Below are 23,803 nucleotides of genomic sequence, written 5' to 3' on the forward strand. Positions count from 1 at the left end.
TCGATGAGAATCACGGCAATCGAGACGTTCACGACGCAGTTCGTCTGTTTCGTGCGGGTCACGGCGGAGAACGGCGCGCAAGGCTGGGGACAGGTCGCGCCCTATTTCGCCGACATCACCGCGGAGGTGCTTCACCGCCAGGTCGCGCCCCATGCGCTGGGTGAGGATGCCTTCGACGTCGCCCGTCTGATGGACATCATTCCCGAGCGCGAGCACAAGTTCCCGGGCGCCTATGTCCGCCGCGCGATGGGCGGGCTCGACACAGCACTTTTCGACCTGCGCGGACGCCTTGAAGGAAAACCCGTCTGCGAACTCCTCGGTGGAACGCCGGGACGCGTGCGGGCCTATGGTTCCTCGATGAAACGCGACATAACGGCAAAGGACGAGGCGGAACGCCTGAAGCGCCTTCAGGATGCCCATGGCTTCACCGCCTTCAAGTTCCGCATTGGAGCCGAATGCGGCCGTGACCGGGACGAATGGCCCGGCCGCACCGAGGAGATCGTGCCGACGATGCGTGCGGCCTTCGCCGACGACACGGCGCTTCTGGTCGATGCCAATTCCTGCTACTCGCCGCAAAAGGCCATCGAGGTCGGGCGTTTTCTGGAAGACAACGGCATCTCGCACTACGAGGAGCCCTGTCCCTACTGGCACTACGATCAGACCAAACAGGTCACCGATGCGCTCGCCATCGATATCACCGGCGGCGAACAGGATTGCTCCCTTGTCGACTGGGCGCGGATGATCGACCAGCGGGTGGTGGACGTGATCCAGCCTGATATCTGCTATCTCGGAGGCCTGGTCCGAACGCTGCAGGTGGCAAAAATGGCGGAGTCGGCCGGCATTCCCTGCACGCCGCATGCGGCCAATCTGTCGATGGTGACACTCTTCACCATGCATCTGCTGCGCGCGATCCCGAACGCGGGCAAATACCTCGAGTTTTCCATCGAAGGCAAGGACTACTACCCTTGGCAGGAGGGCCTGTTCGTCTCCTCGCCCTTCGCCATTGACGACGGTCATGCCACGGTGACCGACGCCCCCGGCTGGGGCGTCGAGGTCAATCCCGAATGGCTTGCCCGGTCGAGCTACAAGATCAGCACCCAGGATACGCAATCATGACAACTTCCAACGAAACCTCCAGGACGGATCTCGTCGCAGAGGCGCTGCGCACGGGAACGCTTGCTGGATTGCCGGACGGCCATTTCATCGGCGGCGGATTTGTCCGTCCCGCGCACAACCGGCGCATGGAGAGCTTCGACCCCGGTCGCGGAGTGGTTTTTGCGGAGTTCGCAGCCGGCACGCCCGAGGATATCGACGACGCGGTGGCGAGCGCTCGCCATGCCTTCGAGGTCGTCTGGCGCGACACGCGCCCGGTCGAGCGCGCCCGCATTCTCATGCGCGCCTCGCAGCTCATCCTTGAAAACCTCGAAAGGCTTGCGGTTGCGGAAACGCTCGACAGCGGCAAACCGATTGCCGAAGCGCGCGGCGATGTGCGCGGTGCGGCCCGCACCTTCGAGTATTACGCCGGCGCCTGCGACAAGCTCGAAGGCGCTAGCTTTCCGCTCGGGCCCGACTATCTCGCCTATTCCATCCATGAGCCGGTCGGCGTGACCGCCCATATCATCCCCTGGAACTTTCCGATCTCGACGGCCGCGCGCGGCTTCGCACCGGCCCTTGCCGCCGGCTGTACGATCGTCGCCAAACCGGCCGAGCAGACCCCCTTCACAGCCCTGATGCTCGCCGAGCTCCTGTCGCAGGCCGGGCTTCCGGACGGGGTGTGCAACGTCGTCACCGGAACGGGCGCGGACGCAGGCGCCCCGCTGACGCAACACGCCGGCATCGACCACATCACCTTCACCGGCTCCGTCGCCACGGGCCGCAAGGTGATGAAGGCCGCCGCCGATGACATCACCCGCGTCGTGCTCGAACTTGGCGGCAAGTCGCCGGTGGTGGTGCTGAAGGATTGCGACCGCGAGCAGGCCCTTTCCGGCGTTCTCGGCGCGATCTACGAAAACGCGGGACAGATCTGCTCGGCCGGGTCCCGCTTGATCGTCGAACGCTCGATCCAGGACGACTTCCTCGCCGCCCTGGCCACCCGCGCAAAGGCGCTCACGCTCGGGCACGGGCTCCGCGGCCCGGACGTCGGACCGGTGAATTCCGCCGAGCAGCTCGACAAGATCGCCGGCTTCGTGGCCCGGGCCCGGCAGACGGGCGCCGAGGTCGTTGCCGGCGGCCAGGCAACATGCGATCCGGAGACCGGCAAGGGCTGGTTCTATGAGCCGACCATTGTCGCGAACCTGAGCCCCCGCGATGAAATCGTGCAGGAAGAGGTGTTTGGACCGGTGCTTGCGGTTCAGGGCGCGGACGATCCCGATCATGCGCTGGCGCTCGCCAACGACAGCCAGTACGGCCTGGTCGCCGGTGTCTACACCAGCGATCTGGGCACCGCGCACCGCCTCGCGCGGCGCATCGATGCGGGGCAAGTCTTCATCAACGAGTATTTCGCCGGCGGAATCGAGGTGCCCTTCGGCGGCAACAAGAAGTCCGGCTTCGGCCGCGAAAAGGGCCTCGAAGGCCTGAAGAGCTACTGCAAGACCAAGAGCGTCGCCGCGCGCATCGCCTGACCGGTTCACCCGCCCCGTGGCGAGCGCCCGCAGGCCCTCGCCACAGGATCTGTCGGCCGTCTCACCGACAGGGCGCGAAGGTCCCTCCCCTCTCGCCCGAATGCATTGGGTCGTTTTTGACACGTCGATCCGTTTTCACCGCGCTTGGCCGTTGAACAATCCGCACGCTTGACCGAAAACTCGGAACACGCGCGGCACGACCACGGCAAGGCACGGCCGTGAGCGTCCGTCCCGGAGCCGCCGATGAGCAGGTGAGGTCGACATGTCGAAAGCCATCCCGTCCCCGTTTCGGGCGCGACGGTCGTCCCGTTTGGCGCGCATATGCGAGAAGGGCGTTCACACGGCACTTGTCGCCGCTCTCGGACTGGCGCTCGCGTCCACGGCTTCCGCTCAGGCGATTGCCGCCAGCGAGTTACGCATTCTCACATCCATGCCGCCGGCACTGTTCCAGCCCTACAAGGAGGCCTTCGAGGCCGCCAACCCGGGCACCTATGTTCTGGTTCTCAACAAGCACACGGGCGCGGCACTGGAAGAGGTCGTGCGCGGCAATCCACGGCACTTCGACATCTTCTGGGCGAGCGCGCCGGAAGCCTTCTCCATCCTTGCAAGCCATGACGCCTTTGCCTCCGAAGGGACGCAAAAGCCGCTCTGCCCGGCCACGGGCGCGCGCGGATACCGCCCCTTTGCCCTGTCCTCCATCGGCTGGACACGGCGCGCGGACAGTTCGCTCTTCATGCCCGCCGACTGGAACGACCTGTTGCTTCCCGCCTATCGCGAGCGCATCGGCATGGCGCGGCCCTCGCGCTCCGGGACCATGCACATGCTGGTCGAGCGCTTCTTGCAGGTTCGCGGCTGGAACGAGGGCTGGGGCTATTTCCTCGCCCTGTCGGAAAACCTTTCGACACTGACATCGCGCAGTTTCGGCGTGATCGACGGGGTGCGCAGCGACCGCTTCGACATCGGGATCACCATCGATTTTCTCGCGGTGAGCGCACAGCCGGACCTGACGTTCCGCTATGGCAAGCCGGTGATGATCTTCCCCGCCCAGATCGGCGTCCTTGCAAGCGGCAAGGCCGGCGATCTTGCCTGCGCCTTCGTCGCATACCTGCTGTCCGACAAAGGCCAGCGCGTGCTGCTCGACCCGGAGATCGGACGCGTTCCGATCTCCCGCACGCTCCGCGAGGCGGACACCGACAATGTGCCCAAGGAAATCCGGGAGGCGATGCGACTTCCCTGGCTGGCCTATGACGCGGAACTTGCCCGCGACCGCTACTGGGCGGTCAACGGCCTGTTCGACATCTTCATTTCCGACGTCCTGCCGGAGCGTCGCGCGCTTTGGGCCCGCTACCGGCGACTGGAGGCGCAAGGCGCGTCGATCCGGCTGGCCCTTGTCCATGACATGCTCACCACCCTGCCTGTGCCCGAAACGCTTGCGACCTCCAGCGAATTGAACGACCTGCCGTTGCGCATCACCAATTTGACCGCGCAGACCGACCGCCAGAAGGCCGCGCTGGAGGCCTGGCGCAAGGCGGCTCTTCAACAGATTGCCGCCATCGATGCCGCCTTGCGCGATGTCGAGGACGGGGCAAGCCCATGACATTGTCCCGGCGGGGCTATTGGGCGGGCGGGATCTGGCGGCGCCTGTTCGTCGTGATCGGCATCACGGTGATGGTGCTGTGGTTCATGCTTGCCCTCTCGATCCTGCTGTTCGCCCGGGTACAGGAGGATTATTCGGACCTGGCCGCCTCGCATGTCCCGCGCCTGGCGCTGTCGAGCGAACTTGCGGAATACTCTGCCCGTCTGGCCGGTCTTGCCACCGCGATCCTGGGACGGCAAACGGAAGATCAGGATCTCCTCGCCGAGATCAAGCGGGTGTCGGTCCAGCTGGCATCCGCCCTGAAGGATCCGGCCTGGACCGATCCCCTGCCCGCCAATGCTCCGGACGTTCGCCGCATCGCCGAGACGCCCGGCGATGTCGAGCGCGAGTTGCTGGCGCTGCTGGCGCTCTTCGAGAACCGCCGCGCGCTGTCCGACGCGCTCGCCGACGGAATCGAGCGTCTGCGCTGGCTGAACGTGGACATCCAGGATGAGGTCGACCCGATCCTCAACGACTATTCCTTCAACATCGAGGCGATGATGCGCGCAATCGGCGCCGCCGAGCAGCGCTCTGTCCGCGAGGATCTTGTGCGCCGCATTGGCGACGAACGAACCCTGCGCAACGCCATCGCCCAGATCGGCGGCGACGCGGCAACCGCCGTCACCCTGATCATTCAGGGCAGTGTGGCGGCCGATCCGCTGCAACTCGAACGCTTTTCCGATCTCACCAACGACATGCTCGTGCGCGTCACGGAGAGCGTTGATGCGATCCCGGCGAAGCCCGAGTTCCTCACCCTCCGCCAGTCGGTCGCGGGCTTGCGCGACGTCGCGCAAGGAGACAAGGGCGTGTTCGCCCTGCGCAATGACTGGCTCACGCAGGAACTGCGCGTCTACGCGCGGATCCAGTCGCTGCAGGACGGGATCACCGCGCTGCAGGCAAACCTGACCGAGGTCGCAGAAAGCGAGAAGCGCAGCGTTCTGGCCTCCGTCGATGGCGCCGCGCAACGGTTGCGCACCACGATGGCCTGGCTGATCGGCGCCACGATCCTCGTCGGGATCGCCGGTGTCGCCACGCTCTTCGGCATCGTCCAGAAGGGCATCATCGCTCCCTTGCAGCAATTGACCGATGCAATGATGGGAATTGCCGAGGGCGAGCGGAGGGAAACGCTGCCTCCGGTGACCGGCGACGAGATCGGACGCATGGCGCAGGCAGTCCGCGTGTTCCAGTCGTCGATCCTGGCGCGGGACGGGGCCATCGAAGACCTCCACCGCACCCAGGCGGAACTGGTGCAGGCGGGCAAGATGGCAGCGCTCGGCAACCTCTCGGCCGGCATCAGCCACGAATTGAACCAGCCGCTGGCCGCGATGAAGTACCGCCTGCATCTGCTGCACACCGCCCGGGACACGAATGATGCCTTCCAGATCGACCGCCAGATCGGTCGGATTTCCGCACTGGCGGAACGGATGGAGGCAATCATCGCCCATCTGCGTCGCTTCGCCCGGCGCGCCGACCAGGAGCGGGTCCCCTTGTCGCTTGGCGAGACCATCGACAACGCGATCGCACTGATGCGCGGCAAGATCGACGCGCCGGGCATCACGCTCAAGGTAGAGGACACCTGCCGCGCCGCATCCGTGATCGGCGATCCGATTCTGGTCGAACAGGTGCTGGTCAATCTCCTGTCGAATGCGGTCGACGCCATCGAGGATGCCGGGGGAACCGGTGAGATCGAGATGACGGGAGCGCCCTCGGGCAAGGATTTCGTGCTCACCATTTCCGATACGGGCGTCGGGCTCGGGGACCTCGCTCCGGAAGTCGCGATCGATCCTTTCGTATCCACCAAGACGGCCGGCCGGGGCATGGGTCTCGGCCTGTCAATCTCCTACAATATCGCGCGGGACCTGAACGGCGACTTCCGCCTGGAGCCGGGCGACAGGGGCGGCGCGCGTGCCGTCCTGCAACTTCCCAGCGGGGACCGCGATGACTGAGAAAACCCGGGTCTATGTCGTCGACGACGACGGCGATCTGCGCGAGGCACTTCTGGAGGTGCTGGCGAGCGAACGCATCCCGGCGGAAGGTTTTTCCAACGGCCGCGACATGCTGCGCCAGCTCGATCCGGAATGGGAGGGCGTTATCCTGTCCGATATCCGCATGCCCGGGCTTTCCGGCCTGGACGTCATGCAGGAAGCCCGGCAACTGGCCCCCGACGTGCCGTTCATCCTGATCACCGCCCACGGCGATATCCAGATGGCGGTGAAGGCCGTGAAGGACGGCGCCTTCGACTTCATCGAAAAGCCGGCCCCGCCCGAACACCTGCTTGCCGTCGTGGCCCGGGCCGTTACCACACGCCGGCTTCAGGTCGAAAACGCCCGGTTGCGGCGGCGCGTCGCCAGGGGAGCGAACCTTGGCGCGCGATTTCTCGGCCGTTCCGCCGCGATCCGCACCTGCCGACGCGAGATCATCTCCGTTGCGCCTCTGGACGTGGATGTGCTGCTGCACGGCGAAACGGGCACCGGCAAGGAACTGGCCGCGCGTTGCATTCACGACCTGTCCGGTGCGGAGGGAGATTTCGTCTCGCTCAATTGCGGGAGCCTGAGCGAAACCACCTTCGACGACGTGATGTTTGCGGAAACGGAGGCCCGTCCCGGCGCCATCCGCCGCGCGCGCGGCGGCACCCTGTTTCTCGACAATGTCGCGTCGCTCACGGAAACGGTGCAGCTGCGTCTGCTTGATGTCATGGACCGCCGCGGCGGCGATAACCCGTTTCGCGTGATCGGGGCCAATCCACGCACCCTGTCGGACGCCCATGGGGCGGGTGAGCTGCGCGACGACCTCTACTACCGGCTCAACCTGGCGGAGATCGAACTGCCGCCGCTCAGGGAGCGGGAAAACGACGTCTTCCTGCTGCTCGACCATTTCATCAATGAGTCCGTCGCCCGCCACGAGCGACGCTATCCGACCATGACGGCCGAGGACCTGAGACCCTTCAAGGCCTACCACTGGCCCGGAAACTTGCGCGAACTCCGCAATGTCGCGGAAAAACTGGTGATCGGTCTGAAAGTCCGGTTTCAAAAACCCAACGAGCAGGTGCCTGACGGTCTCGACTACGACAGTGCGATGCAGGACTTCGAGGCATCGCTCTTGCGCGCGGCGCTGCTCAAGAGCGGAGGGCGCAAGGGCGAGGCTGCGGAGATGCTCAAGATCCCGCGCAAGCGCCTTTATTTGCGGCTGAAGGCGACCGGACTGCTCCAGGATGGGTCATAAATGCCCCAAAAACGCGTGTCGATACTGACCCAATGAGCGAAAATTTTTCCATATAATTCAATAGTTTGACTAAATTTCCGGGGCATGGGTAGCCTTCCATGGCGCGACATGAGACCGCGCAAGTTTGGGAGGACTACCATGAAGACGTTTTTCTGCGGCAGCGTTGCCGCAACGGTTCTGCTTGCCAGTTCCGCTTTCGCGGCGGATCCGGTGGTTATCGTCACGTCGTTTCCCGACACCATGACGACGGTCATCGAGAAGGCCTTTGAGGAAGCACATCCGGAATACGATCTGGAAGTGCTGAACAAGAGCACCTCCTCGGGCGTCAAATACATTCAGGAAATCGCCGGCTCCAACACCGCCGACCTGTTCTGGGCGTCTGCGCCGGATGCCTTCGAGGTCCTGAAGTCGGGCGATCATCTCGCCAAGGTCGGCATTGAGGTCGACGGCATTCCGGACAGGATCGGCTCCTATCCGATGAACGACCCGGACGGGGCCTATTACGGTTTCGCGGCGTCCGGCTACGGCATCATGTGGAACGAGCGCTATCTCGCCGCCAACGAGCTTGAGCCGGCCCGCGACTGGTCGGATCTGCAGAAGCCCGAGTACCATGGCCATGTCGGCATGTCGGCGCCGTCGCGTTCGGGCACCACGCATCTGACGGTTGAAACCCTGATCCAGGGCGAAGGCTGGGACAAGGCCTGGGCCGACTGGAAATGGATCGCGGGCAACTTCGCCTCCGTGACCGAGCGCAGCTTCGGCGTGCCGGACGGCGTGAACACCGGCAACTTCGGCCTCGGCATCGTGATCGACTTCTTCGGCTTTTCGTCGAAGGCCTCCGGCTTCCCGGTCGACTTCGCCTATCCGTCGGTGACCGCGCTGGTGCCGGCGAACATCGGCGTCGTCAGCAATGCGCCGAACGAGGAAGGCGCCAAGACCTTCATCGAGTTCCTGCTGTCGCCTGCGGGCCAGAAGACCCTGTTCAACCCGGCGATCATGCGTCTGCCGGTCAACCCGGCAACCTACGCGGACGCGCCCGAGGGCCTGCCCAATCCCTTCGAGGAGGGAGCCATCTCCGCGTCGGTCAAGTTCGACGTGAACAAGTCCGGCCAGCGCTACTATGTGGTCAGCTCGCTCTTCGACGTGATGATCACCTACCGGCTCGACGATCTGCGCGCCGCCGTTCGCGCGGTGCAGATGGCAGAAGCCAAGCACGCCGACGGATCGAACGCGGAAGCCATGGAGCTGATCGCCGAAGCCCGCAAGCTGATCGAGAAGACCCCGATCACCGAGGCCCAGAGCCTCGACCCCGGCCTGAACGGCGCCTTCACCAAGCGGCGCAAGAAGGCCACCGACAGCGTCGACCGTCGCCAGGCCGAGATCGAACAGGAATGGGACGCACAGGTGACCGCGAATTACGCGCTCGCCAAGCAGCTGGCGGACAAAGCCGCCGCAATGTAACGGCGGGCTCGCGCCCCGCGCGCGATCCCCCCAGGCCCCGGACCGGCTCCCTTGCGGATCCGGGGCCGCCCATCCCCGAAAACGCCGGAAATCGAAATGACATCCTCATCCCGCCCTGCGGCAGGAGGGCGGTCGCTTGCCGACCGCTTGCCAGATGCCCTCTTTCCCAAACTCAGCGGCCCGGCCATCGTTGGCCTGTTCATCGCCATCTTTCTTGGCGGCTTCCTGATCTTTCCCGTCCTGCAAGTGATCTATGTCGCGTTCCAGGATCCGGGCAGCGGCGCGCTGACCCTTCGCAATTTCGGCGATTTCTTTGCCACGAGCCTGTTTCGCGAGAGCTTCGTCAATTCCTTCTACGTTTCGGCGATGTCAGTCGTCTTCGCGACGCTGATCGCCTTGCCGCTGGCCTATATCACCACCCGCTTCAATTTCGGCGGCGCAATGGTGGTCCAGAGCCTCGGCTTCATTCCGCTGATCATGCCGCCCTTCGTCGGCGCCGTCGCCATGCAGCTGATCTTCGGCCGCAACGGCACGGTGAACCTGCTGTTGCGCGAGCATTTCGGCTTCACAATTCCGTTCATGGACGGGTTGAACGGTGTGATCCTCGTCCAGAGCATCCACTACTTCCCCTTCATCCTGATCAACCTGTCGACGTCGCTGCGCAACATCGACCGCTCGATGGAAGAAGCCGCGCAGAACCTCGGCTCGCACGGCATGCGGCTGTTCCGGCGGATCGTGTTCCCGCTGGCGATGCCCGGCTATATCGCCGGCGCCGTCCTCGTCTTCATCAAGGTCTTCGACGACCTCGGCACACCGCTTCTGCTCAACGTCAACAACATGCTGGCGCCGCAGGCCTATCTGCGCATCACCTCCGTCGGGATCAGCGATCCGATGGGCTATGTGATTTCCGTCATCCTGGTCGCCTTCTCGGTGCTGTCGCTCTGGGCCTCCTTCCTGGTGATGCGCGGCAAGGACTATTCGACCGTGCAAAAGGGGGGCGGCGGACTTGCCCGGCGCGACCTGAAGACGCGCGAGAAGGTGCTGGCCTATGGCGCCGTCTCGCTGATCCTCCTTCTGGTGCTGTCGCCGCACATCGGGCTCTTGCTTCTGTCGCTCGGCACCGTGTGGTCCTATGCGCCGCTTCCTGACGGCTACACGTTCCAGAACTACATCACCATGTGGGAGAATTCGCAGCAGTACATCACCAACACGCTGCTCTATGCCGGCCTTGCGGCGCTTGGCGATGTGATCATCGGCACGGCCATCGCCTATATCGTGCTGCGCACCGGCATCTGGGGCCGCAAGGGGCTCGACTATCTGGCAACCGCAGCCCTCGCCGTCCCCGGTGTCGTCCTCGGCATCGGCTATCTGCGCTCGTTCCAGGGCGTCGACGTGCCCTTCATCGGCGAGCCGCTGGCAAGCTGGTGGGTGATCATCGCCATCGCCCTCATGATCCGTCGCCTGCCCTATGCGCTTCGGGCCTGCATGGCGGCGCTGCAACAGGTCAGCCATGCGCTGGAAGAAGCGGCGGAAAACCTCGGCGCCTCCAAGACGCGCACCATCCGCCGGATCGTCATCCCGCTGATGATGGGCGGCATCCTCGCCGGCTTCGTCACCAGCTTCGCGACCGCGGCGGTCGAGCTGTCGGCGACGATCATGCTGGTGTCATCCGATGCGGATTCCCCGCTTGCCTACGGCATCTACCTGTTCATGCAAACGCCGTCCGGACGCGGTGCCGGTGCGGCCCTTGGCATCGTCGCGGTGGTGATTGTCGGCCTTGGAACGCTGCTCTCGCAGATCATCGTCGAGCGCGACAAGAAACTCAAAACCCAAAGTGGCGACCACTGACGGGCGCCGGGAGGACATGACTATGACAACGGAAATGGTTGGAATCGAGATCGAGGACGTTCATCTCGCCTTTGGCAAGACGAAGGTGCTGACGGGCGTGAACCTCACCATCGAACCTGGCGAGTTCTTCGCCTTCCTCGGCCCGTCGGGATCGGGAAAGTCGACGCTCCTGCGCTCCATCGCGGGCTTCGGTCCCCAGCCGGACGGGCATATCCGCATCGGCGGAAAGGACGTGGTGAACCTCCCGCCCTGGAAGCGTGATGTCGGCATGGTGTTCCAGTCCTATGCGCTCTGGCCGCATCTGTCGGTGCGCGAGAACGTCGCCTTCGGACTGAAGGAGCGCAAGATGCCGTCCTCCGAGATCGGCCCGCGCGTTGCAGCCGCCCTCGATCTCGTCGGCCTCAAGCATCTGGCCGAACGCATGCCCAACCAGCTCTCGGGCGGTCAGCAGCAGCGCATCGCGCTGGCGCGCACCGTCGTGGTGGAACCCAAGGTGCTGCTTCTGGACGAACCGCTGTCCAACCTCGACGCCTCCCTGCGCGTCCAGATGCGCCGCGAACTGCTCGCGCTTCAGCGCAAGCTCGGCCTGACGACGATCTTCGTCACCCATGACCAGGAGGAGGCCAACACCACCTCCGACCGCATGGCGGTGCTCGACGGCGGCGTCATCCAGCAGATCGGCACGCCGCAGACGCTCTACGACACGCCGGAAAACCTCTTCGTCGCGCGTTTCCTCGGCACCGCCAACATTCTGGAGGGCAAGGTCGAGCGCGAGGGCGGCGATATCCGCTTCGTGGCCGGGACCGGCGACAAGCTGCTACTGTCGGGCGAAGCGGACGGGACCGGCGCCATCGTGCTCCGGCCGCAGAACATCGCGATCAGCGAAAAGCCCGACGCGGACACGCTGTCGGGCCGGATCCTGCACCGCGAATTCCTCGGCAGCCAGATCCGCTACATCGTCCAGGCGGCGGGCACGGAAATGGTGGTCGATCAGGGCCACAAGGCCGGCGAGGCAGGCTACCTGCCCGACACCGACGTGCACCTGAAGGTCAACACCCAAAGCGCCGTCTGGATCCCGCAGTAGACGGCGCAAACGGCAGGGCTGCGCGGCGGACCGAGATCCCCCGCCGCGCGGCCATGATCGAACAATCCGACACCCCTAGGACGCCAGCATCGTCTCTACCAGCTTCTGCACGGCGAGCGCCTCGGCGGGGGTGGCGAGGCGGTTGGGCTTGCCGTCGATCAGCAGCAGGAGATCGTCGAGCTGGGCCTTGAGGCTGACGGCGCGCGGATCCGCGGGGCGCTTGCTCAACTCGACAAACTCTCCACCGTCGGAACAGGCATCGACGTAGAAATCCGTGATCCGCCGGCTTGTTGTCGTGCCCTTGACGGTGAACTCCTGACGATCGGGCTGCGCGCCGCCGACACTTGCCAGGATGGAGACCGGCAGGCCGGCCGCGTTTTCAAGACGCGCAAGCAGCTGGGTTTCGCAGAGTTTCGGGTCCTTGGGATAGCTCGGCTTGGCCCAGACGACCTCCAGCGCCCCCAGAACACGGCTTGTAAAGAACAGAAAGTGCGAGAGCACCTCGCGCGTCATGCCCCCCTCGGCGCGAAACCGCAGCCAGTCCGCCGCCACCTGCCAGGCGCGCGGCCAGGCTGGATAGGTGAGGACGACATCGACACCGACGAGATCGCCCATCTCGCCGGCCTTCGCCGCTTGCGACACGTCGGTAAGCGCCGCCCCTGCGGCCTGGGTGAAATTGACCGCCGCCGGCACGCCGGATGCCTCGAGGCGGGCCACAAGATCCTCGCTCTCCGCGACATCCACGCCGAGCGGCTTTTCCAGGAACACGGCCTTGCCGGCAGCGGCGGCCGCAAGCGCATAAGTCTTGCGCGGCTCCGGCGGGCAGGCGAGATAGACGAGATCCGCCGCCGCGATGGCCGCATCGGGGCCGTCGGTCACCATCGCGCCCGGCGCAAGCTTCGCCGCCGCCGTGCAGGCCTCGGCGCTCGGATCCCACAGTGCAACCACATCGTAGCCTTCGTGACGGCCCATGTGCTCCAGCATGCGCTGGCCCATGATGCCGAGGCCGATGACTGCTGTTTTCACGCCCATGCGTTTGTCCTCTTTCAGGTTTTTGCTTTTGGTATGATGATTTCCGGCTCCTGTTCTGCCCCGGTACGGGGCGCTCGTCCAGTGCGTCCGGGTCAAAACCGCCCGCGCCCGGACCGGGCGCCGGCCAGGCCCCTTGCCCTTTACTGTGCAGGTCATGACGCTACTCTGGGGCCCGCCGCGCCGGCGAGTGGAACGGCCCCTGCCCGTTATGCATCTGGACCATATGACCGAGACACCTCCCTCCCCCGACTGGACGCCCGCGCCCGAATTTGTCCGGCGCAGCAACATGGCCGCCTTCCAGTCGTTTCTCGCGGAAACACGCGACTTTCACTTCGACGACTATGCCGCGCTTTGGGAATGGTCGGTCAGCGAACCGGGCGCCTTCTGGGACGCGATCATGGCCTTCGGCAAGGTCGAAACGGCAACTCCCTGGCGCGCGGCGCTGGACGACCCGCGCCTGCCGGGCGCGGTGTGGTTTCCCGGCGCGACGCTGAACTACACGGCACATGTCATGCGCCATGTCCGGCCCGGCCGCGCGGCGATCCGCCACGAGGCGGAGGACGGCACGCTGACGGACCTCGACTGGGAAACGCTTCGCGACAGGACGGCGGCGGTTGCGGCCGGACTTGCTGCCCTTGGCGTGCGGCGCGGCGACCGGGTCGTCGGCTACCTGCCCAACACGCCGGATACGGTTGTCGCCTTTCTGGCAACGGCAAGCCTCGGTGCGGTGTGGTCGCTCTGCGCGCCCGACATGGGCGCCGCCACCGTGCTGGAACGCTTCCGCCAGATCGAGCCGAAGGTGCTCCTCACCGCGTCCGGCTATGCGTTCGGCGGGACATGGCGCGACCGCAGTGCCGAGGTGTCGGAGCTCATCGCGGGTCTGCCGACACTTGCCGCCTGGGTCTCGATGGATGCGGCCGAGGCGGTCGACGACGGGTCGCTCGCGCGCACCGACTGGGCAGCGCTGTGTGCTTCCAAAGAGCGGGCCGCGCCCGAAATGCTGCCCTTCGATCATCCGCTTTGGATCGTCTATTCCTCCGGCACCACCGGCACGCCCAAGGCCATCGTGCACGGACACGGCGGGGTGATGCTGGAGCATCTGAAACTCCTCGGCCTCCACTGCGACATCGGCGCGGACGACGTTTTCGCCTGGTACAGTTCGACCGGCTGGATCATGTGGAACGTCCAGGTCGGCGGCCTTTTGACCGGCGCCACCGTCGCCCTTGCCGAAGGCAGTCCCGGGTTTCCCGACAACGGCCGCCTGTGGCGCTTCATAGAGCGCGCGGGCGTGACCGTCTTCGGCGCGGGCGCTGCCTGGTACATCGCCTGCATGAAGGCCGGCATCGTGCCACGTGAGGAAGCCGATCTCTCCGCCGTGAAGATGCTGGGCTCGACCGGCTCGCCGCTTCCCCCCGAAGCCTATGCGTGGATCTATGAGACCGTACGGCCCGACGTCTGGATCGCGCCGATCGCGGGCGGAACGGATCTCGCCGGCGTCTTCCTCGCCGGCGCGCCGACCCTGCCGGTGCGCATCGGCGAGATGCAGTGCCGCGCGCTCGGGGCCGGCGTCCACGCCTTCGACGCGGACGGCAACGCGCTGGAAAACGACGTCGGTGAACTGGTCTGCACCACGCCGATGCCCTCCATGCCGTTGTTCTTCTGGGGCGACGCGGACGGCAGCCGTCTGCGGGAGAGCTATTTCGACACCTACCCCGGTGTCTGGCGGCATGGCGACTGGGTGCGCATCACGCCGGATGGCGGCGGCATCATCTACGGTCGTTCCGATGCCACCATCAACCGCCACGGCATCCGCATGGGCACCGCCGACATCTACCGGGTGGTGGAGGACATGGCCGGGATTGCCGACAGTCTCGTGGTCGATCTGGAGTATCTCGGCAAGACGTCCTGCATGATCCTCTTCGTCAAGCTCGCGCCGGGCGCGTCGCTGGACGAAAGCCTGGAGGCGGCCATCGTCGCGGAGCTGAAACGCCGGGTCTCGCCGCATCACGTACCGGATGACATCGTCGCGACGCCGGATATTCCCTACACGCTGACGGGGAAGAAACTGGAGGTGCCGATCAAGAAGCGCCTGCTTGGCCAGCCGATGGAGGCTGTCGCGACGCGAGACGCGATGGCCAATCCCGATTGCCTGACCTGGTACGACCGCTTCGCGCGGGATTTCAATCCCGGTTAGGCCTCGCTCAACGCCCGCCGCGCCATCCGGTCGAGCGCCTGCAGGAAGCGGGACCGGTCCGCCCTGGAAAACGACTTCCCGCCACCACTTTGATGGAAGGGGTCGGCGGCGCGAATGTCCTGCATCAGATCGCGTGTTGCCAGCCGGCTGCCGATATTGGCGCTCGTCAGTTCATCGCCATTGTGCTGCAGCACATGGGCGCCGGCCTTTACGCAACGGTCCGCCAGCGGAATGTCGCCGGTGATCACCACATCGCCGACGCCGCAATGGGCGGCGATCCATTGATCTGCCACATCCGGCCCTTCCGGCACGATGTGCAGCCTCACCAGCGGATTGCGCGGCGGACGGATCCCGCCGTTGCACACCAGCACGACCGGGATTTCGAGGCGGGTCGCGACGCGTTCCACCTCGTCCTTCACCGGACAGGCATCGGCATCGACATAGATCGTGGTCACGCTTGAAAATCCACCAGGGGCGTGTCGTCCCGCTCTCTTGCGCCCTGCCCCATGCGAGCGAAAGAGACCGCTCTTCTACATTAAAAGCCCGGGGGAAGGCCACCATGTCGGGACGCCGGCCATCTGCTGGAGATGGCCGGCGGGAACATGCGCCGCGGCCTAATCGACCCCGCGCACCGGAATGCTCGCGCCGGGCTTGGGGTGGAAGATCCGCTGAATGGCAAACACCGCGGCCCCCACTGCGATGCCGGTGAGATCGGTCCAGATCCCGCCCTCGATCATCAGAAGCGCCGCAAGGATCAGCCCGACGCGCAGGAACCAGGCCGCGAAGCCGCCGAGGAACCAGCCCTGAACCCCCGAACTCAACAGGAAGACACCGACGATGGCGGTGGCGGCGGCCCGGGCGATTTCCAGGGTCGTGCCGTCCATCAGCAGGGCCGAGTTGTAGAAGAACATGAAGGGCACGATGAAGGCGGCGATGCCGAACTTGAAGGACGTCACCGAGGTTTCCATCGGATTGGCGCCGGATATGCCCGCCGCCGCATAGCTTGCCAGCGCGACCGGCGGTGTGATCGCCGACAGGACAGCATAGTAGAACACGAAGAAATGCGCCGTGAGCAGCGGAATGCCAAGCTCCACAAGTCCCGGAGCGACCACGGAGGCCGCCACCGCATAGGCGGCCGTCGTGGGCATGCCCATGCCGAGCAGGATCGCGATGCACATGGCGAAGAACAGCGCCAGGAGCTGGCTGGCCTCCGCGAGACCGAGCAGCAGCGAGGAGAAGCGCGCGCCGACGCCCGTCAGCGAGATCACGCCGACGATGATGCCGGCGCAGGCGCAAACGGCGATGATCTGGACCGACATGGTGCCGGCGAGTTCGAAGGCCTTGGCGATCGAACGGATCCCCATGCGATAGGGCGTCAGCCAGGACACGACGGCCGCGGCCATTGTTGCAAGCGTGCCGGCCCGAATCACCGAATAGCCCATGAACAGCGCATAGATCAGGATGATGATCGGCAGGAACAGATAGACCTGCCGCGCAAGACGCGCGAACTTGGGCAACTCGTCGGCGCGCATGCCGCGCATGCCGAGCTTGGCGGCTTCCATGTCGACCATGAAATAGACCGACACGAAATAGAGAACCGCCGGAATGAGCGCGGCAAGCGTGATGTCGGTGTAGGGAATGCCGGTGATCTCGGCCATGATGAAGGCGCCGGCCCCCATGATCGGCGGCATGATCTGCCCGCCGGTCGAGGCGGCCGCCTCGACCGCGCCAGCGGTCTTGCGGTGGTAGCCGACCTGCTTCATCAGCGGGATGGTCAGCGAGCCGGTGGACACCACGTTGCCGGCGGAGGTGCCGTTGATCATGCCCATCAGGCCGGAGGCGAAGATCGCCACCTTGGCCGGCCCGCCGCGGGCCCGTCCCGCAGCGGCAAAGGCGAAATTGACGAAGTATTCGCCGACCCGCGAGGCCTGCAGGAAGGCCGCGAAGATGATGAACAGGATGATGTAGGTCGACGACACCGCCGTCGTCGGACCGAGGATGCCCGCATCCGTATAGACCTGGCTGAAGAAGCGCTGCCAGGTGATCGCCGGCGAATTCAGGAACCCGGGCAGCATGTCGCCGACGAAGACATAGACGAGGAAGATCGCGGAAATCACGATGAGCGCCATGCCGGCGACGCGACGCGTCAACTCCATGATCAGCGCGGTGCCGGCCACCGCCGCGATCGAAATGCCGATCGGCGCGAAGGGCGTGCCGGTCGAATTGCGCATCAAGGTGCCGTAGATGATGATCAGATAGGTCGCGACCGAAACGCCGCAGACGGCGAGAACGATGTCGGGCGCGGCAAAACCGGACCGTTCGCGCTTGTGAAACCACGACAGCACGATGGCGCCCATGGTGGCGACGATCAACGGCAGGCCGAAGAGATAGGTCTCGTTGAACCTGATCCGCGCATCCATGCCGTTCCAGTTGACGCCGTTGTTGATCTCGACGCCGAACGACAGGGCCGTGCCGAGCGAAAACAGCGCCGGCACCAGAAGCGCATAGGCGACATAGCCGAGCGTCCGGGTTTCCGCGTCCTTGTCCGGGAAGTCGAGCCGGCCGGCATAGAGGATGAAGCCGAGGCCGAGGGCACCGGCGACGTGGGCGATGCGGAAATTCCAGGTTTCCATCGGAAATGACGGAAGAAGCGGGATCCTGATCCCGGTCCATTCAAAGATCGACACACCGTTGAGGGCGGCCATGTGGAACAGCGCATAAAGAGCGGCGAAGGCGCTCACGAACACAAGGGATCTTCCCTCGTACAATCGACGATTGGCCTCGATCGGCTCGTCGTCCACGCCTTTGGCAATCATGTGATCGTCGGATTCCGCGACAGCGCTCTTGTCCGTCATGCCAAGCTCCCCCCGGGGTGCGTTATCTTGTTGCGATAACATTTCTTCTTGTTCAGGCAGGGCCCCGGTCGCGGGGCCCTGCCAGGTGCCAGTGATCGTGAGGCTTACTTGCCGTGGATCATGTCGTCAGGGATGGACGCGCCGGCGTTCTCGGCAAACCATTCGGCCGCACCCGGATGCCACTTCAGGACCTTGTTCTTGTCCCAGTTTTCCGGAAGCGTGGAACGGGCCGCCTTGTGAATGCCGACCATGCGGTCGTTGTCGGACATGACGACATCAACGGCCGCCTTGACGAAGGAGGCCGGCAGATCGCAATTCGCCACGGCGAAGTTCCACATGGAGACGGAACGCGCCGGAGCCTCCAGCGTGGAATAGGTGCTGTCCGCGATCTCGAACTCGGAGACCGGGAAGGCCTCCATGATCTTGGCCTGTTCCTCTTCCGTGAACTCGATGATGTTGATGTCCGTCTGGACCTCGAGCTGGCTTACCGCGGGAACCGGCACGCCGGCCGCAAAGGCGATCACGTCGAGAAGACCGTCCTGAAGCTGGCCGCCGAGATCCGACCAGCCGCCGTTGCGGCGTTCGAAATTGACGCCGAGCGTCTCCATCATGCGCGGGAAGTAGGTGTCGGAGGTCGAGCCGGCCGGGCCGAAGCCGATCTTGGCGCCATCCGGAATGTCGGAGATCGACTTGATGCCGGACGATGCCAGGGCGGTCACCGAGAACGGCGTCTGGTACATCGGGAACATCGCGCAGGCATTGGTCATCTCGAGACCCGGTGCGATCGGGTTGGTGCCGGCGATCGATTCAGCCGCCGGACCCATCGTGGTCATGCCGAACTGCGCGTCGCCGGTGTGCACCAGCGCCATGTTCTGCATCGGGCCGCCGGTGACTTCGCCGCCGCCGGAAATCCCGAGCTGATCGGCAACGAGGTTCGCCCAGCCGGAGCCATAGGCGAAATAGGTGCCACCCTGCGACGCGGTACCGACCGTAAAGCTTTCCGGCCAGCCGGTGCGATCCTGGGCGACGGCGACCGACGTGGACATCGCGACGGCAACCAGCGTGCCCGTCAGAGCTGTGAGTTTCATGGGTTCCTCCAGTTTTTTTGCCGAACAGCCAGGAAACAAGGTCTCCGTTCCCTCCCGTCCGGCACTCTCCCGAGTGGACAGAAATCCACCCTACAAGCCTCTCGGGGCGTGCATCGGTCAAAAAACGAGCAGCCTGCGATAAAAACAAGAGCACTTGGTCTGTTCATCGCCAAGGTTTTTGCAATTCCCGCAAGGATGGGTCGATCACGTGACACAAAGAGCAAAACGAAGGGTAAAATCCCACCCGCCGCAGGGTTAGCTTCTCTTTCCGCTCAGTCGTCGTCGTGAAAAACGTCTCGCGACAAACCGTATTTTTGCATCTTCTCGTAGAGTGTCTTGCGGGACACACCCAGACCCTCATAGGTTTCTCTCAGCCGGCCGCCATGCGCCGCAAGACTTGCCGCGATCAGAGACTTTTCGTGATCGGCCATCTTCTCCGCAAGCCCCGGCCTGTCGGGCGACAAATGCGCGTTGAAGCTGCGGCCCAGCGCAAGGTCGAAGCCCAGGACGTAGCGGTCGGCAACGTTGCGGAGTTCACGCACGTTTCCGGGCCATGCCTGGGAGGCGACCGACGACAGGACCGCGCCGGAGACCTCCGCCACGTCCAGCTTGTAACGGGCCGCGGCCTCGGCAACGAGTTGCAGGAACAGGTTCGGAACGTCCTCGCGGCGCTCGCGAAGCGGCGGGATCGCGAGCGTGACCACGTTGAGGCGGTAGAGAAGATCGGCGCGAAACTGTCCGGCTTCCGCCTCGCCGACGAGATCCAGCTTGCTTGTCGCCACGAAGCGGACGTCCAGTTCAAGCCGTTCGTTCGATCCCAGCCGGGTGATCACCCGGTTCTGGATGGCATGCAGCAGCTTGGCCTGCATTGCGTTGGACAGGCAGTCGATTTCGTCCAGCAGCACCGTCCCGCCGCGAGCCGCCTCGAACCGGCCGACGCGCGTGCGCATGGCGCCGGCAAAGGCGCCCGCCTCGTGGCCGAACAGCTCGCTTTCGATCATGTCGGCGGGAAGTGCCGCGCAGTTGATCTGGATAAAGGGCATGTTCGCGCGCTTCGAGGCCTGATGAAGCGCCCGCGCCGCGACCTCCTTGCCAACCCCGGTTTCTCCCAGAATAAGGACATCCACCTCGCTTGCGGCGACACGCCTCATCTGCTGGCGCAGCGCTTTCATGACCGGGCTTTGCCCATGGATCTGCACATCGATTGCCTCGCGGGCGTCGACCTGCCGGCGCAGAACGCGATTTTCAAGCGTAAGGCGCCGTTTCTCCAGCGCCCGGCGAACGGTTTCCGTCAGGCGGCTCGGCGCGAAGGGCTTTTCCAGAAAGTCATAGGCCCCGTCACGCATCGAGTTGACCGCCAGCTCCACATCGCCCTGGCCCGTGACCAGGATCACCGGAAACGCCGGGTCGATCTCGAGTGCCCGGCGCATCAGCGTCAGCCCGTCCATTCCCGGCAGCCGAATGTCGGTGACCAGCACCCCGGGGAAATCGCGTTTCAACCGGCCCAGCGCCGTTTCGGCGTCCTCGAAACATTGCGCGGACAACCCGTCGAGCTGGAGGCTCTGTTCGGCAGCAAACCGCAGATGCTCCTCGTCATCCACGAAAAGAACCGTATCGATTTTCATTCCGCCGCCGTCTCCTGCGCTTCAAGGGCGGGCGTCTCGACCTGCGCCGCCTGCAATTCCAGACAGAACACGGCGCCGTTCTGATCATGGTTCTGCGCAAGCAGGCGACCGCCGAAATCCCGGATGATGTTGTAGGAAATCGAGAGACCGAGGCCCAGTCCGCGCCCCGGCGTCTTGGTCGTGAAGAAGGGGTCGAAGATCTTGCCGATGGTCTCCTGGTCGATGCCCGGACCGTGATCGCGGATCCGAAGGCTCCAGCGCTCGCCGGCGCGCGCGAGTTCGACCTCGATCACCGGGCTCGCCTGACCCTCCATTGCATCAAGTGCGTTATTGAGCAAATTGACAATCACCTGTTGCAGCCGGATATGACCGCCAGTGACCCAGGCAGGGTCTTCGGGCAAAACGAGCCGCACATCGACCCGGCTCGCCTCCAGCCGCCCCTGAAGGATGGCAAGCGCATCGTTCATCACCGGCACCAGTTCGACCGGCCGGACCTTCTCCTGCGGCCGGCGGGCAAAGTTCCGCAGATGCTTGGAAATTGACGCCATGCGGTCGGCCATGGCGGAGATCCGCCGGATGTTCTCGCGCGCTTCCCCGCTCCGCCCGCGCTCCAGGAACCGGACCGCGTTGTCGGCATAGGACTTGACGGCCGCGAGCGGCTGGTTGAATTCATGGCTCAGCGCCGCCGACATCTGTCCGAGCGCGGCGAGCTTGCCGGCCTGGATCAATTCGGTCTGTGTCTGGCGGAGGCGGTTTTCCGCATCGCGGCGCTCGCGCACCTCACCGACAAGCTTGTCGTTGGCCTGCTTGAGATCCACCGTGCGTTCCGCGATCCGCGTCTCCAGCGTTTCCGTCGCCGCGCGCTGGACCGCGATCCGTTCCAGCAATTGTGCGCGGCGCTGGAGATAAAAGGCCGCGCCGAACCCCAGCAGCATGATCAGCAGCGCCAGGATCGACACCGCACCGAGCGCCTGGGTATGCGCGCGCTCGGTCGGGATCAGGATCGTCACGTCCCAGCCCGCGTCGTGGATCGAAAGTGTGCTCGAGATAAACTGCCGGCGTCCGCCATCCTCCTCGTCGACCTCGATGGAGGTGAGTGCGATGTCGTCGCGCAACGGCGATACGGTGGTGGGCAGCAGTTCCATCCGCTCGACCGGATACTGGCGAACTGCCTCGATCCGCTCCCGGTCCTCGGCAGACAGCGGGCGCAAGGTGCGGAAGTGCCAGCGCGGATCGCTGGACATGAAGACGACGCCGTTGAGATCCTCGACGATCACCCAGTGATCGCCCCCGCGCCATGCGTCCTCGAAGGGGGCGACCAGGAACTTGACCGCCACCACGCCGACGATGCGCCGATCGACCTCGACGGGAAAGGCATAAAAATAGCCGCGTTGGCCGGATGTAATGCCGAGCGCGAAGAACCGCCCAAGGCCGCCCTCGACCGCCTGGGTGAAATAGGGCCGGTAGCCGAAATTCCGTCCGACGAAGGACAGTTCCTTGCGATAGCTGCTGGCGGCAATCGTGAGGCCGGTCGTGTCCATCAGATAGACGTCGGAGGCTTTCAGCCGCTCGGCGGTCAGCCGCAATTCCTCGTTCACCCGCCGGAGAAGTTCCGGATCGTCCGGCGCCATCAATACCTCCGCAAGCACGGGACGCTCGGCGATCAGTCCCGGCAGGGGTTCGTAGCGTCGCAGCGCCCCGTTCAGTCCCTCCACCGTGAGGCGAAGCGTTTCCTTGCCCCTCAACCCGGCCTGGATCTGGAAGAACTCCTCCAGCCGCGGAAACGCCACGAGTGCGACGGCAACCGCCAACGCTGCGAACGCCATGAGCGCCTTGCCGCCGGAAAAACGGATGGAGGTCGTGTGCCTGGTCTTCATGCGGTGCAGTATGCAGCGACGCAACGTCAACGTCGATCTCGCATGAGGAAACGCGACCGCGATACGCCACGAAAACGCCGAAACCCGGTCGCGCCGGGCAGAAGGCGATGCATCGCAGGGAAAACCGCTTTGTCCACGCCCCCGACGACCGTGCGAAAGGGGACAGGAGACGACGCACGAACGGAACCCGGCGGGCGGCCTCCAAAAGGCCCGTCTCCTTCAACCTTATAGGCCTCGATGTCTCCGATTTCGCAGGGGGACAGGCGCTCTTGCCGATCGTTGCTGCTAACGGCGTTCTGAATCGCGACGACGGCCAGGATCGTGACCGCATCCGCCGGACCGGGGCGGCACCTGTCGTTTTTCACAGGTAAGGTCAGCAGGTTTTCATTCGTGTGTCAGTGATCCCTCACAGCATGGCATCGGCGAACTGTGATCGACGCGGAAAGCCGGTCTTTCTGGCCTTCTGAGCGGCAGCGAACGCCGGCTTCGATGAAAACATGGGCCACTGAAAAAGCGCGCCGTCATCCCAAAGGTCCTTTGAGCGGCGAAGGCAATCGAAGCGCTTTGGATTTTACCAACACCTTCGAACTCAGGTTCGCAGGATTTGTCGGTTGTCGTTCACCTAACTTCCAGCCGAACGACACAATCTGGATCAAATCATGCAATCGAAAAAAAAGCGACGGGGCGGAGAGCTTGCCAGAATGGGATCGATTTTTAGTAGAGCACCGGACGGAAAGAAGACCCTGGCACTCTTCATTGCGTCAAATCTCGTCAATTTATACATGCTCACGGTGACAATACCTCAGTTGACGCAGTATTCTGGTGGACTGAAACCCTTCGATGTCATGACACAAGGTTACGATATCGACTATGCTAGGGCCTTCTTGACCAATCTTGGTGCAGAAGGGCGGAGCTACTATCTTGGCCGCCATTTGGCGCTCGATATGGTCTATCCCGCTCTCTACGCGTCAGGAGGTGCCGCGGCCTGGTTGTGGCTGTTGAGCAAAACATCACTCAGCGGGACAGTTCTCGGGTGGATTGCCGTCTTGCCGTTGCTGAGCGGAGGCGCTGATTATATTGAGAACGCCTTGCAAATAACGATGTTGGTACAATTTCCCGAAGTCTCGGCAACAGTAACGAAGCTCGGTTCGATGGCCACCATGTTGAAGTCGAGCGTGATGACGGTCTTCATTGTGCTCCTGGTGTTGCTGGTGTGTACGGTAGGGGTCCGCAAGTGGCGATCCCGCCAAAGATAAGGAG

Annotated in this window: 16 protein-coding genes; 10 read left to right on the forward strand and 6 right to left on the reverse strand. The window is 64.4% G+C overall.

Annotated features, from left to right (window positions below; all coding sequences use genetic code 11):
• Window positions 1–3 precede the first annotated feature (3 nt).
• The 8 genes from G572_RS0120025 (at window position 4) to G572_RS0120060 (ending at window position 11,872) form a co-directional block, all read left to right on the forward strand.
• A complete protein-coding gene (locus tag G572_RS0120025; RefSeq protein WP_029059994.1) occupies window positions 4–1,116 on the forward strand; it encodes a mandelate racemase/muconate lactonizing enzyme family protein in 1,113 nt (370 codons plus the stop codon).
• Window positions 1,113–2,621 (forward strand): aldehyde dehydrogenase family protein, encoded by a 1,509-nt coding sequence (locus G572_RS0120030; protein WP_029059995.1) that lies wholly within the window; start codon window positions 1,113–1,115, stop codon window positions 2,619–2,621. Before G572_RS0120025 ends, G572_RS0120030 begins: the two co-directional genes overlap by 4 nt.
• Window positions 2,622–2,883: 262 nt before the next feature.
• Entirely contained in the window at window positions 2,884–4,218 is a 1,335-nt protein-coding gene (locus G572_RS24900; RefSeq protein ID WP_084650382.1) for an ABC transporter substrate-binding protein, read from the forward strand.
• Window positions 4,215–6,203: an ATP-binding protein gene (locus tag G572_RS25675; protein ID WP_029059996.1), complete on the forward strand. Its 1,989-nt coding sequence runs from the start codon at window positions 4,215–4,217 to the stop codon at window positions 6,201–6,203. The genes G572_RS24900 and G572_RS25675 overlap by 4 nt, the downstream gene beginning before the upstream one ends.
• A complete protein-coding gene (locus G572_RS0120045) occupies window positions 6,196–7,479 on the forward strand; it encodes a sigma-54-dependent transcriptional regulator (RefSeq protein ID WP_029059997.1) in 1,284 nt (427 codons plus the stop codon). The genes G572_RS25675 and G572_RS0120045 overlap by 8 nt, the downstream gene beginning before the upstream one ends.
• Before the next feature lie 138 nt (window positions 7,480–7,617).
• The gene (locus G572_RS0120050; RefSeq protein ID WP_029059998.1) at window positions 7,618–8,940 is read left to right on the forward strand and encodes an ABC transporter substrate-binding protein; all 1,323 of its coding nucleotides are present in this window, start codon (window positions 7,618–7,620) and stop codon (window positions 8,938–8,940) included.
• Between the two features lie 96 nt (window positions 8,941–9,036).
• Window positions 9,037–10,788 carry an ABC transporter permease gene (locus G572_RS0120055; RefSeq protein WP_029059999.1) on the forward strand — a complete coding sequence of 584 codons (1,752 nt, stop codon included), beginning with the start codon at window positions 9,037–9,039 and terminating at the stop codon, window positions 10,786–10,788.
• Window positions 10,789–10,804: 16 nt separating this feature from the next.
• Window positions 10,805–11,872, forward strand: coding sequence for an ABC transporter ATP-binding protein (locus G572_RS0120060; RefSeq protein ID WP_029060000.1), 1,068 nt, complete (start codon window positions 10,805–10,807; stop codon window positions 11,870–11,872).
• A 75-nt stretch (window positions 11,873–11,947) separates the two neighbouring features.
• Here the strand turns inward: G572_RS0120060 and G572_RS0120065 are convergent, their stop codons facing one another.
• A complete protein-coding gene (locus G572_RS0120065) occupies window positions 11,948–12,904 on the reverse strand; it encodes a Gfo/Idh/MocA family protein (protein ID WP_029060001.1) in 957 nt (318 codons plus the stop codon).
• 223 nt (window positions 12,905–13,127) lie between these two features.
• Here G572_RS0120065 and G572_RS0120070 point away from each other — a divergent pair, with 223 nt between their 5' ends.
• Complete coding sequence (locus tag G572_RS0120070; protein WP_029060002.1) at window positions 13,128–15,098, forward strand: acetoacetate--CoA ligase; 1,971 nt, start codon at window positions 13,128–13,130, stop codon at window positions 15,096–15,098.
• Here the strand turns inward: G572_RS0120070 and G572_RS0120075 are convergent.
• From G572_RS0120075 to G572_RS0120095, 5 genes are all read right to left on the reverse strand, one after another.
• A complete protein-coding gene (locus G572_RS0120075) occupies window positions 15,095–15,553 on the reverse strand; it encodes a YaiI/YqxD family protein (protein ID WP_029060003.1) in 459 nt (152 codons plus the stop codon). The genes G572_RS0120070 and G572_RS0120075 overlap by 4 nt on opposite strands.
• A gap of 159 nt (window positions 15,554–15,712) precedes the next feature.
• The gene (locus G572_RS0120080; protein ID WP_029060004.1) at window positions 15,713–17,953 is read right to left on the reverse strand and encodes a TRAP transporter permease; all 2,241 of its coding nucleotides are present in this window, start codon (window positions 17,951–17,953) and stop codon (window positions 15,713–15,715) included.
• Window positions 17,954–18,057: 104 nt separating this feature from the next.
• Complete coding sequence (locus G572_RS0120085) at window positions 18,058–19,041, reverse strand: TAXI family TRAP transporter solute-binding subunit (protein ID WP_029060005.1); 984 nt, start codon at window positions 19,039–19,041, stop codon at window positions 18,058–18,060.
• A gap of 272 nt (window positions 19,042–19,313) precedes the next feature.
• Window positions 19,314–20,666: a sigma-54-dependent transcriptional regulator gene (locus G572_RS0120090; protein WP_029060006.1), complete on the reverse strand. Its 1,353-nt coding sequence runs from the start codon at window positions 20,664–20,666 to the stop codon at window positions 19,314–19,316.
• Window positions 20,663–22,543, reverse strand: a complete 1,881-nt coding sequence (locus tag G572_RS0120095) for an ATP-binding protein (RefSeq protein ID WP_029060007.1) — start codon at window positions 22,541–22,543, stop codon at window positions 20,663–20,665. The genes G572_RS0120090 and G572_RS0120095 overlap by 4 nt, the downstream gene beginning before the upstream one ends.
• A gap of 659 nt (window positions 22,544–23,202) precedes the next feature.
• On the opposite strand from G572_RS0120095, the gene G572_RS25680 reads away from it, so the two are divergent.
• Complete coding sequence (locus G572_RS25680; RefSeq protein ID WP_156884755.1) at window positions 23,203–23,799, forward strand: hypothetical protein; 597 nt, start codon at window positions 23,203–23,205, stop codon at window positions 23,797–23,799.
• Window positions 23,800–23,803 lie beyond the last annotated feature (4 nt).

It is taken from the genome of Stappia stellulata DSM 5886 (genome assembly GCF_000423705.1).
Classification (GTDB): domain Bacteria; phylum Pseudomonadota; class Alphaproteobacteria; order Rhizobiales; family Stappiaceae; genus Stappia; species Stappia stellulata.